General features: G+C 67.3%; 8 protein-coding genes. 5 read left to right on the forward strand and 3 right to left on the reverse strand.

Going from position 1 to position 10,988, the window contains the following annotated elements:
- Positions 1–98: 98 nt before the first annotated feature.
- Positions 99–1,358 (forward strand): alpha/beta hydrolase, encoded by a 1,260-nt coding sequence (locus ATB98_RS24685; RefSeq protein WP_234782019.1) that lies wholly within the window; start codon positions 99–101, stop codon positions 1,356–1,358.
- Positions 1,359–1,764: 406 nt separating this feature from the next.
- Here the strand turns inward: ATB98_RS24685 and ATB98_RS24690 are convergent, their stop codons facing one another.
- Complete coding sequence (locus tag ATB98_RS24690; RefSeq protein WP_066878505.1) at positions 1,765–2,214, reverse strand: SRPBCC family protein; 450 nt, start codon at positions 2,212–2,214, stop codon at positions 1,765–1,767.
- A gap of 289 nt (positions 2,215–2,503) precedes the next feature.
- Here ATB98_RS24690 and ATB98_RS24695 point away from each other — a divergent pair, with 289 nt between their 5' ends.
- Both ATB98_RS24695 and ATB98_RS24700 read left to right on the forward strand, forming a co-directional pair.
- The gene (locus ATB98_RS24695; protein ID WP_066878526.1) at positions 2,504–3,562 is read left to right on the forward strand and encodes an adenylate/guanylate cyclase domain-containing protein; all 1,059 of its coding nucleotides are present in this window, start codon (positions 2,504–2,506) and stop codon (positions 3,560–3,562) included.
- 255 nt (positions 3,563–3,817) lie between these two features.
- Positions 3,818–4,348: a dihydrofolate reductase family protein gene (locus tag ATB98_RS24700; protein WP_066878506.1), complete on the forward strand. Its 531-nt coding sequence runs from the start codon at positions 3,818–3,820 to the stop codon at positions 4,346–4,348.
- Between the two features lie 154 nt (positions 4,349–4,502).
- Here the strand turns inward: ATB98_RS24700 and ATB98_RS24705 are convergent, their stop codons facing one another.
- Positions 4,503–5,048 (reverse strand): Lrp/AsnC family transcriptional regulator, encoded by a 546-nt coding sequence (locus ATB98_RS24705; protein ID WP_066878508.1) that lies wholly within the window; start codon positions 5,046–5,048, stop codon positions 4,503–4,505.
- A 48-nt stretch (positions 5,049–5,096) separates the two neighbouring features.
- Here ATB98_RS24705 and ATB98_RS24710 point away from each other — a divergent pair, with 48 nt between their 5' ends.
- Positions 5,097–6,287 (forward strand): MFS transporter, encoded by a 1,191-nt coding sequence (locus ATB98_RS24710; RefSeq protein WP_066878510.1) that lies wholly within the window; start codon positions 5,097–5,099, stop codon positions 6,285–6,287.
- Between the two features lie 81 nt (positions 6,288–6,368).
- Here ATB98_RS24710 and ATB98_RS24715 read toward each other — a convergent pair whose 3' ends face one another.
- Entirely contained in the window at positions 6,369–9,389 is a 3,021-nt protein-coding gene (locus ATB98_RS24715; RefSeq protein ID WP_084435788.1) for a calcium-binding protein, read from the reverse strand.
- Between the two features lie 565 nt (positions 9,390–9,954).
- On the opposite strand from ATB98_RS24715, the gene ATB98_RS24720 reads away from it, so the two are divergent.
- Positions 9,955–10,392 (forward strand): hypothetical protein, encoded by a 438-nt coding sequence (locus tag ATB98_RS24720; protein WP_066878512.1) that lies wholly within the window; start codon positions 9,955–9,957, stop codon positions 10,390–10,392.
- Positions 10,393–10,988: the final 596 nt, after the last annotated feature.

The following is a 10,988-nucleotide window of genomic DNA, read 5'->3' on the forward strand; positions in this document are numbered from 1 at the left end:
AATTGCGGATATATCTTCCGCTTCATTCTTTCATGCCGCCGCGCTCAGGGAACGCGGTTCCGCTTTGCGGGTCGTCAGGGGGAACATCGATGCCTGGAATGATGGGTCGCCGCGTGCGGCATCGCCGGTATGGATTGCCCGTTCGCGCGGTCGCCGCGCTCGTTTCGCTGTCACTCCTGGCGGGCTGCGGCGGGCACGCGAAGGGCGTGATGACGCCGGTGGCGCTGGCGAGCCCGGCCGCGACCGCGCAGGTCGAGATGCTGGTGGCGACGACGCGCGAGCCCTCGGGAAATCCCGCCACGCTGTTCTCGGGCGAACGCAGCGCGGAGCTCTCCTTCACCGACATCGCCGTCTCGATCCCGCCCGCCTCGCGGCGCAAGGTCGGCGAGGTGCAATGGCCGCGCCGCCTGCCGCCCGATCCGCAGACCGACTTCGCCGTGACGCGGGTCGAGAAGCTCGCATCGCGGGACGAGGCGCGCGCCTGGTTCCACCGGCACAATGTCGGCGGCCACGTCTTTCTGTTCGTGCACGGTTTCAACAACACCTACGAGGACGCGGTCTTCCGGCTGGCGCAGATCGTCCATGATTCCGGCGCCAAGGCAACGCCGATGCTGTTCACCTGGCCGTCGCGCGCCAGGGTGCTCGACTATAATTACGACAAGGAGAGCACCAACTATTCGCGCACCGCGCTCGAAGACGGGCTGCGCGCGCTCGCCACTGCCCCGGACGTGACGGAGGTTACGATTCTGGCTCATTCGATGGGAACATGGCTGACGATGGAAGCGCTCCGGCAGATGGGCATCCGGGATGGCCGCATCGCGCCGAAGATCAGGAACGTCATCCTTGCCTCGCCAGACATCGACCTCGACGTCTTCGCCAAGCAATGGGTGGACCTCGGGAAGGGCCGGCCGAAGTTCACGATTTTCGTGTCGCAGGACGATCGCGCGCTCGCCCTCTCGCGGCTGATCTCCGGCGACGTCTCGCGGCTGGGCGCGATCGATCCGACCGCCGAGCCCTACCGCAGCCAGCTCGAGAAGGCCGGGATCACGGCGATCGACCTCACCAAGGTCAAGACCGAGGACGGCCTGCACCACGGCAAGTTCGCCGAAAGCCCCGAGATCGTGCAACTGATCGGCCAGCGGATCATGACCGGCCAGACGCTGACCGACTCCGAGATGACGCTCGGCGACGGCATCACCGCCGTCGTCGCCGGCACGGCCAAGAACGTCGGCACGGTCGCCGCCGCGACCATTTCCGCACCAGTGAATATCCTCGAACAGCCGGCGCGACCGAGGAAGAAGAAGCCGGCGCTCGGCGAGACGCTGGAAAGCGACGCTGAGGGAGGCGCGACGAACTAATCGGAATCCAGAGCCCGTTTGCCGGTTCAATTGCCCCTCACCCGGCCTGCCGGCCACCTTCTCCCCGTCTTGACGGGGAGAAGGAGACTCGCGGCGACGCCTCGCTCCAAATTACACTCCCCGCCGCCTGCGAACAGAGGAAGGCCGCACGCCTCAAGTCCCCTTGCTCGCAGGCGGCAAAACGGGGGAGAAGGCGTGCGCGGCACCGCCTTTATCCCCTCGCCCCGCGTGCGGGGAGAGGGCTAGGGTGAGGGGCAATTGCACTCTGGTGGGCAAATACACTCTGGTGACGGACGATTCCGCGCTAGAGCGGGATGCGCTCACATGCGTTCGCGCCATCGCTCTATCTGTTTGTTTTTGCCGCATTTGTGCGGCGTCAGGTGATTCCGCCTGACTGCAAAATGCTCTAGCCCGTGCGGCCGTGCCAGGGGTCGGGGCCGGGGTCGCGACCGGCGGCCACCTCCGCCAGCCGGTCGAGGTAATGGGCCCAGCCTTCCGCATGGCCGGCGCATTGGTCGGCATTCGGCAGGCCGCTGTGGGTCAGCCGCACCAGTGTTCCATCCGGCTGCTCGATCAGGTCGATCTCGACCAGGCTCGAACCGGGCGGCACGACGTCGCTGCCTTCCCAGCCGAAGCTGTAGGCGAGCCGGTGCACCGGCACCACCTCGCGGAAGGCGCCGCGGGCGAAGCGGGCACCGGTGACGTTGACGAGATAGAGCCCGCCGGGTTGCGGCTCGACCTCGGCCTCCGTTCCCATCCAGCGCAGGATCTTCTCGGGATCGGTGAGCAAGGCGAACACTGCGGCGGGCGGTGCCGGGATATGGGTTTCGCGACGGACGACGAGGGCCTCTTGCATCGGTCTTCCCCCTGGTTGCGATGACCTGCCCCGATTGCGGTGATGGATCGGCATGCCCGATCGAGGCTTCGGGATGATAGCCCGTCGGGGTCGCCGGCGCCACCGGCCGGAGCATTCTGCAGTCAGGTGACATCACCTGGCGTCGTGCAAATAGAGCAAAGACAAATAGATAGCGCCGCGGCGCGAACGCATCGTGCGCGCATTCCTGCGAGCAGGGTTCAAAACTGCCGGCAAGGAATTTGCCGCGGGGCGAATGACAGGCGAGGGGCCGCGGCGCTATGATCGCCGCATGGATCTGCCCGCACCGCTTGCATGGCTGTTGGACGAGGCCGGCGCCTCGCCCGGCCCGGACCGGTTCCTGGCCGGGCTTGGGGGCCGGCTCGCGGCCGACGGCCTTCCCCTGGCCGGCGGGGCGCTGACGCTTGCGGTGCCGCATCCGATCATCGCCCGCCGCACCTGGCTGTGGCGGGCGGAGACCGGGGCGGTGATCGAGGCCCTGGGCTTTGCAGGCGGCCCGGTGAACCGGGCCGGGCGCGATTGGCTCGCGGAGCTCGGCCCCGTGCGTGAGGATAGGGTCGGGCCCGAGCCGGAGAGGCTGGTGCTGGGCTGGGCGGGGACGCGGCCGTTCGGCGCCGGCGAAATGGAGCGGCTCGGCGAGGCCGCGCGCTTTGCCGCGGGGCCCTTGGCGGCGCTCGCGGAGCGGGCGACGCTTTCGGCCCTGCTCGAAGCGTATCTCGGCCGGCGCAGCGCCACCCGGGTTCGAGCCGGCGCGCTTGGTCGCGGCACCGTGGAGACCATCCGTGCGGCGCTGCTCTATGCCGACCTGCGCAACTTTACCGGCCTTTCCGAGGTGACGGAGCCGGCGGTGATGATCGCCGCCCTCGACGCCTGGTTCGACCGCGTCGCCGGTGCCATCCACGCCTTCGGCGGCGAGGTGCTGAAGTTCATCGGCGACGGTCTGCTCGCGATCTTCCCGGTCACCGGCGCGCCGGCCGAGGCCTGCGAGGCGGCCCTCAACGCCGTGGTCGCCGCCCGCGCCGGGATGGCCCATCTGGATGCCGTCAGGGAGGCGGAGGGGCTGCCGCCGCTGCCCTTCGGCACGGCGCTGCATCTCGGCGACATATTGTGGGGCAATATCGGCGCGGTCGACCGGCTGGACTTCACCGCCATCGGTCCCGCGGTTAACCTCGTCAGCCGGCTGGAGGGGCTCTGCCGGCCGCTCAGCCGTTCGGTGCTGATCTCGGGCGCCGTCGCCGCCGAGACGAGGAGGCCGCTGGTGCCGCTCGGCCGCCACGAGCTGCGCGGCATCGCTGCGCCCTGCGCCGTATTTACGATGCCGGATGCCTGAGTGGTCTCGCCGTGCCCCGGCGAAGCCGGTGCTCGGCGGCGGCGGCGCCCGCCAAAACCAATTGCAATATACAATCAGTCGATCTAGCGTGTGACCGATTGCATACTGCAACCACGCCGGCGCGCATGTAAATTTTTGAGCGGGATGCGCTCGCATGCGTTCGCCCCAGCGCGCGTCCGTTGGTCTTTGCCGCGCACGTGTGAAGTCAGGGGCGCCGGACTGCCAAATGCACACACCACGCGAAAGGACGTGACGATGGCCAGGCTCGTGTTCGGAATGAACCAGTCGCTCGACGGCTACGTCGACCATATGGCCTTTGCGCCGGGCCCCGCGCTTTTCCGCCACTTCATCGAGGAGGCCCGGCGGCAGGCAGGCAGCCTGTACGGTCGCGGGATCTACGAGGTCATGCGCTACTGGGACGACGACCATCCCGAATGGGACGCCGACGAACGTGCCTTTGCGGCGGCATGGCGGAACCAGCCGAAATGGGTCGTCTCGCGGTCGTTGAAGTCGGTCGGCGCCAACGCCGTGCTCGTCGGGGACGATCTCGAGGGCGCGATCCGCGCGTTGAAGGCCGAGCGCGAGGGGGAGATCGAGGTTGCTGGCCCTGACCTGGCGCAAAGCCTCACCCGGCTTGGCCTGATCGATGAATATCGAATCTACCTGCACCCCGTCGTGCTTGGTCACGGCAAGCCCTATTTCGCCGGACCCCGGCCGCCGCTCCGCCTCGTGGCTCACGATCGGATCGGCGAGGATGTGATCAGGCTGAGCTACGTTCCTGCCTGATCGCGCGGCCGGCCTCCGGGCCCCGACGCCTTCGTCGAACCACGGTCTCCTGCCTAGCGGGCTGCGCTCACATGCGTTCGCGCCACCGCTCTATCTCGTTTGTTCTTGCCGCATTCGTGCAACGTCAGGTGATTCCACCCGACTGCAAAATGCCTTAACGCTCGGATCCCTTCCCGGCATATTTCGCCAGCGCCGGCCATTCGCTGGTCGTGCCCGGCTGGACCGGCCGCTCGAGATAGGTCGACAGGACGACATAGCTGCGCGTCGCCTTGACGCCGGGCGTGTCGTAGAGCCGGGCGAGCAGGCCCTCGAGCGAGCGGGTGCTGTCGGTGCGCACCTTGAGCAGCATGCAGGTGTCGCCGGCGACCGCGTGGATCTCCTCGACTTCCGGGTGCTCCTCGATCGCCAGCAGCACCGGCGTCTTGCCCCAGCCGCTCGTGTCGACATGGACGAAGGCGAGCAGCGTCTTGCCGACGGCCTCGGGATCGACCAGCGCCGCCACGCGGCGGATGGCGCCGGAACGGCGCAGGCGCTTGACGCGCTCGTGCGCGGCCGGCGGCGAAAGACCGACGCGCTCGCCGAGTTCGGCGTAGCTCGTCGTCGCGTCCTCGACGAGGACGCCTAATAGCTTTCGGTCCATCGCATCGAGGTCACGGTCGGACGGACGCTTCCGCCGAACCTCATCTGTATTTTGATCCATTCCGATTTTTCCTCTTGTTGCCGAATGAAGTTCTGCAACTATGCGCCAATGACGAACATCGATCAATCCATTCCCGCCGCATCCGTGGAGAAGGCGCGCATTCCGCCCTTCGCCTTCGTGCTCACCGCCTCCGTCGGCGTCATCGGTTCCAACTCGCTGGCGCTCGGGCCGATCGCGCCGGAAGTGGCCTTCAGCCTTGGCGCCGACGTCCCGGCCGTGATGACCGCGTCGGCGGCCTTCGGTCTCGGCACGGCGGCGAGCGCCGTCTTCCTCGGCCGGCTGATCGACCGCCACGGCCCGCGCCGCATGCTTGCGGCGGCGCTTCTGATCCTCGCCGCCGGCCTCGGGGTCAGCGCGATGGCGCCGGCGCTGCCGCTGCTCGTCGCCGCCCAGCTCCTCGTCGGCGTCGCCACCGGCATCGCGCTTCCGGCGATCTACACATTGGCCGCCGCCATCGCTCCGGCCGGACGCGAGAGCGAGACGATCGGCCTGGTGCTGACCGGCTGGACGCTGAGCATGGTGGCGGGCGTTCCGTTATCGGCAGCGGTCGCGGACTTCGCCGGCTGGCGGATGGTCTACGTGGCGGTCGCCGCCGCAACGCTCCTGGCGCTTGCCGCAGTCCGGCTCGCGAAGGTCCGGGAAGGGTCCGCGGGAAGGGCCACATCGCCTCTGGCGGCGCTCGGCGTGCGCGGCGTCGCGCCGCTGCTTGCCGCCTGCGCCGCATTCATGGCGGCCTTCTACGGCGTCTATGCCTATATCGGTGACCATCTCCATGCGGGCCTCGGCCTGCCCGTGAGCGCCAACGGCCTCGTCGCGGTTTCCTACGGCTTCGGCTTCGGCGGCGCCGTCTTTCTCGACCGGCTGATCGACCGTTTCGGTGCGGGCAGGCTGCTGCCGCTGATCTTCCTCGCGGTCGCCGGCGTCTATGCCGCGATGGCGGCGGCAAGCGGCTCCTACACCGCCATGCTGGCGGTCGTCTTCCTCTGGGGCCTCGTCAATCATTTCGGGCTGAACGTGCTGATCATGCGGCTGACCGGGCTCGATCCCGCCCGGCGCGGCGCAATCATGGGGCTCAACAGCGGCGTCACCTATCTCGCCCTCTTCGTCGGCACCCTCGGCTTCGGCAGGGCCTATGCCGCGGCGGGCTTCGCCCTGCTGCCGCTGGCGGCAGCGGGATTGATGCTGGCGGCAGCCCTCGCCGCAGCCCTCGCGCCGGCCGCAGGAACGCGCACGGAATAGCCGCACCGTTCCGGGCTGGCCTCCGACGAGGAAAAACCCGCCCCGCCTTTCGGCGGGACGGGCGATCGCGGTTCGCTCCGATCAGAGGAAGGAGAAGTCGCTCGTTGCGAGCGTCTTGACGTTCTGCAGGATGGCGACGAGTTCCAGGTCGGCCGTGCCGCCCTTGCCGTCGGCATCGTACCAGAGGCGGCCATTGTCGGTTTCGAACAGGAAGGTGCCCTTGCTGCCGGTGGCGACCGGATCGGCGCCGGTCACCAGCGTCACGGTCGCGTCGCCGGCGGCAATGTTGTAGGCGGCGCGGTCGATGACGAGAGAATCCTGACCGCGGACGAAGTCGGTGATGACGTCGCCTTCGCCGTCGCGGCCCTCGAGGTTGAAGACGAACCGGTCCTTGCCGGCGCCGCCAGTCAGCCAGTCGTCGCCCGCGCCGCCGATCAGCATGTCGTTGCCGTCGCGCCCGTCGAGGATATCGTCCGCGCCCTTGCCGTAGAGCGTATTGGCCGCGGCGTCGCCATGGATCTCGTCGTCCGCCGTGCTGCCGACGATCGCTTCGATGTTCCTGACCGTGAGGCCGAGCGCCAGTCCCTTGTTCCTGGCCTGGCTCTGCAGGTCGAGAACAACCGAGGTGGCCCCGTCGAGGAAGCTCAACGTATCGGCGCCGAGACCGCCGTCGAAGACGTCCTTGCCGGAATGGACCGTGCGGGTCAGGGTGTCGTTGCCGGCATCGCCGAAGAGCTGGTCGTCGCCGCCGCCGTCCCTGAGCACGTCGTTACCATTGCCGCCCCGCAGGATATCGTTGCCGGACATCCCGTCCAACCGGTCGTTCAGGGCACCGCCGGTCACCGTGTCCTTGCCCTTGCTGCCCGTATATTCGAGCACTTCGAAGGCGTTGAAGGAGGTCGTCGCGTCGACGTTCACGGCGTCGGTCGAGAAGTTGAAGGTGATGTCCTTCGTCTGCTCGGCGACATTGAGGTTGAGCACGTCCGTGCCGGCGCCGCCGTCGGACCGGTCGCCGATGCCCGCATAGACCTTGTCGTTGCCGTCCTCGGCAAGGATCGTGTCCCTGCCGCCGGTGGTGGTGGCGGTGTCACCATAGATGGTGTCGTTGCCCGTCCCGCCGCGCAGCGTGTCGCTGCCGGCGTCACCGGAGAGGAAGTCGTTGCCGGCGCCGGCGCTCAGGTTGTCGTTGCCGGCGCCGCCGCGCAGGTCGTCGTTGAGGCTGCCACCGACGAAGAGATCGTTGCCGGAGCCGCCGACGAGCGCCACCCGCTCGACGTTCTTCACCGTGACGGGCGCATTGGTGGCCGTGACCGTCGGCGCGAGCTTGAAGGTGATGCCAGCCGTATACTTGCTGAAGTTGATGGCGGCGAAGTCGGTTCCGGTGCCGCCGTCGACGACCAGCGTGCCGGTCGAGGCCGTACGCGTGAAGCTGTCGTTGCCGGCCCCGAGGTCGACCGTGTTGTTCGCGGTCGCCGCACCGTCGCCGACGCTGACCGTATCATTGCCGTCACCGGCGGTGATGGAGTTTTTGCCGCCGAAGTCCCGGATCACGTCGTTGCCGGCGCCGGAGTTCAGCGTGTCGTTACCTTCGCCGCCGTCAAGCGTGTCGCTGCCATTGGTTCCGATCAGCGTGTCGTTGCCGGCATAGCCGTAGAAGCTGACGCTCGAGGCGGAGCCGACGGACTTCACCACATCCGCTCCCGAGCCGAACTGGACGCGGTAGTGCTCGAAGTTCTTGAGGCTGGTGCCGTCTGAGAGCGTCGCGGTGCTGCCGGTCGCGGAGAAGGTCTGGGCCGTCGACAGCGATCGACGGTCGACAGCGACCGTGTCGGTGCCGGTGCCACCGTCGCCCTTGTCGGCGCCGCCGTCACCGAGGCTCACGAAGTCGTTGCCGATGCCGCCCGCGACGCTGTCGCGGCCCGTGCCGCCGTCGAGCGTGTCATTGCCGGCGCCGCCGTCGATCGTGTCGTCGCCGGCGGCCGCGTGGACCTCGTCTGAGCCGTCGCCGGTCACGATCCTGTTGACGCCCGAACCTGCCGCATGGATCGAATAGTGCTCGATGCCCGTGAAGGTGGTCCCGCCGGCAAGCGTGTTGATCTCGCTCGCCGCCTTGGCCGTGAAGTTGCCCGTGAAGTTGCGCACGACGAGGCGATCGCTGCCGCTCGCATCGGTGATCGTGTCCTTGCCCTCGCCATAGGTGTAGGTGATGGTGTCGTTGCCGGAACCGCCTTCGACCCGGTCGTCGCCGATGCCGCCGTCGATGGTGTCGTTGCCGGCGTCTCCGGCGAGACCGTCGTGGCCAGCGCCCCCGGTCATCGTGTCGTTGTCGTTGCCGCCGGTGAGCGTGTCGTTGCCGGCATCGCCGGCGACCCAGTCGGCGCCGTCGCCGCCATTGACCTTGTCGTCGCCGTCGCCGCCGCTCAGGAAGTCGCCACCGGCATCACCCGAAAGGCTGTCATTGCCGGCATCGCCGTTCAGGAAGTCGAAGCCATAGCCGCCGGCGAGGGTATCGCTGCCGTCGCCACCCTGAAGCAGGTCGTGACCGCGGCCGCCGGAAAGCCGGTCGTTGCCGAGCCCTCCCATCAGCATGTCGGAATAGTTGCCGCCGGTGACGACGTCGGCGAAATCCGTGCCCGTGATGCCGAAGGCTTCGACATTCTTCAGTTGAATGCCGCCCGTCAGGGTCTGCGGCGAGATCCAGTCCTTGATGGCGAGATTGAGACCGGTCGTGTTCGCGGAATAGTCGAGCATCGCCATGTCCGTGCCGGAGCCGCCGTCGACGACATCGCCGGACACGTCCTCGATCTCGAAGGCAACGATCGTGTCGCGGCCGCTGCCGCCATTGAGCTTGTCCTGGCCCGCGCCGCCCTGCAGCATGTCGCTGCCGCTGTTGCCGTTGAGCGTGTCGTTGCCGTCGCCGCCGATGAGCGTGTCGTTCTGGAATGAGCCGTTGAGGACGTCGTTGCCCTCATCGCCATTCAGCATGTCGCTCCCCATGCCGCCGTTCAGCGTGTCGTCGCCGGCGAGCGCCATGATAAAGTCGTTCTCGAGATCGCTGCCGGTCAAGATGTCGTTCCCGGCCGTTCCGATAAGATTTGCCATTCTGTTTCCTTGTTGGGTTTGCATCGGGACATGCATTGCCTCCCGCCGGCCATGCGGCGGCGCGAAGCGCGTCGTGATGTTCGAAGAGGCGCCATGAGGCTCTGCCCGCTTTCCTTCGCGAGCGGGGCGCCGATCGGATCAGGTGCCGTGTCGTGTCATGGGTCGAACCCCTCGAACCGCCGTTTCCCCAGGCTCCTTGCCGGGGGAGAGAGCGTTCCCTGCCGCTCTCGTCCGCATGTATCGACGACTTGCGAGTGAATCCGTGTTTCCGCGGGAACAGCAATTTTTCGGATCACTTGGATGCAGCGCCGATCTATGGTTGTGGGGGGATGTTTTCGCCTGAGCCGGCTTGCTCGCCGGATCGCCCGCCGTCCTCGCCAGCCCTATGCGTCGCGCGGCGCTGGGGCTTCGGACCCCGCGCGAAGGGTGCGAATTCGGCCGATTCTCGCGCTTTAATCCGGTCGGGCCATTTTCGTGATTGGACTTCGCGACCGGTTGGAGTCACGCTGACTTGGCCTATGAGGTGGAAATGGGGGACCAACTATCGTTAGAGTAGGAGGTCACAATGAAGCACCAAGCAATCGAGCAGCTACAGGGCGTCGCCGAGGTCAAACAGGATTTTCCGCGACGGACTTTATCGCGCGTGGAGCGCCTAGAACGGTGGGCGGAACTCCTGGAGCGTGATCCTCACAGACGCCTTTCGACGTTGCACGAGACGGAGTATCAGCCGGCCAGGGTCCGCGCGGCCATGCGCGGCGACGGCTCGCCGATCTCCGTTGCTTTCGAGGATCCGGTCCTGCGGGCCGCCGGGCTTGACAACGACAGCTACGGCGAAGCCAAGCGGTTCTTCGAACTGAGTGACGAGCAATTGCACAAGGTCATCTGCTATTGCCATTTCGGCGCGACGGTCAGCGCATCGACGGCCGCCCGCCACATCCGGTCCATGCTTGTCGAGAAACAGCCAACCCTGTTTGCTCGGCTGCGCCAGGTGTTCTTCGGCTAAGCAGACGCTTTAGAGGATCGCGATCGAAGGCGGCCCGCCGGCGGTGGCGGGTCGCAGGGGGGGGCGCATGTAATGCGCTCATCCCCGGCGCTCGATCGCCCGCTCTTCTGCCTTGGATCGAAAGGACGATTCAAGGAAAGGTGCAGCACTTCAAAGTGCCGCGGCAGTTTTCACACGCCTGGCAGGCGTGTGGCGCTGCATGAGCCTCGGTGGACGTCTTCGACGCAAGCCCTGAGCCCTTCCGACGCCGGAAGGGCCGGCGTGTGTAGCTGCGTGAGTTGCCTTCATTGTGGGGCACGGGCCTGCGCGCGGCTTTCCCGGTCGCGCGCCTTTTTTCGGGAGTCACTTCGGCCCCGGCGGCAGCGAACAGCATGCCGCTGTCGAGATTTGCCGCACTCTCCTAACTCGCCCCAGTCCGAGGAGGACCGACCTGCGCGACTTCAGAGTGCAACAGCCATCTTTGCACCTTCGATCAGACGCGCGGCGCTGCGAAGCGAGTCCTGATTTTTGACGCACCGGTCGTGTCCCTACAGGTGGTGTAGCTCGGCGGTAGCGAAGCCGCTCGCGAGCGCGCCCTCAACAGCGCCGTAGCGAGC

Source organism: Sinorhizobium saheli (assembly GCF_001651875.1).
Classification (GTDB): domain Bacteria; phylum Pseudomonadota; class Alphaproteobacteria; order Rhizobiales; family Rhizobiaceae; genus Sinorhizobium; species Sinorhizobium saheli.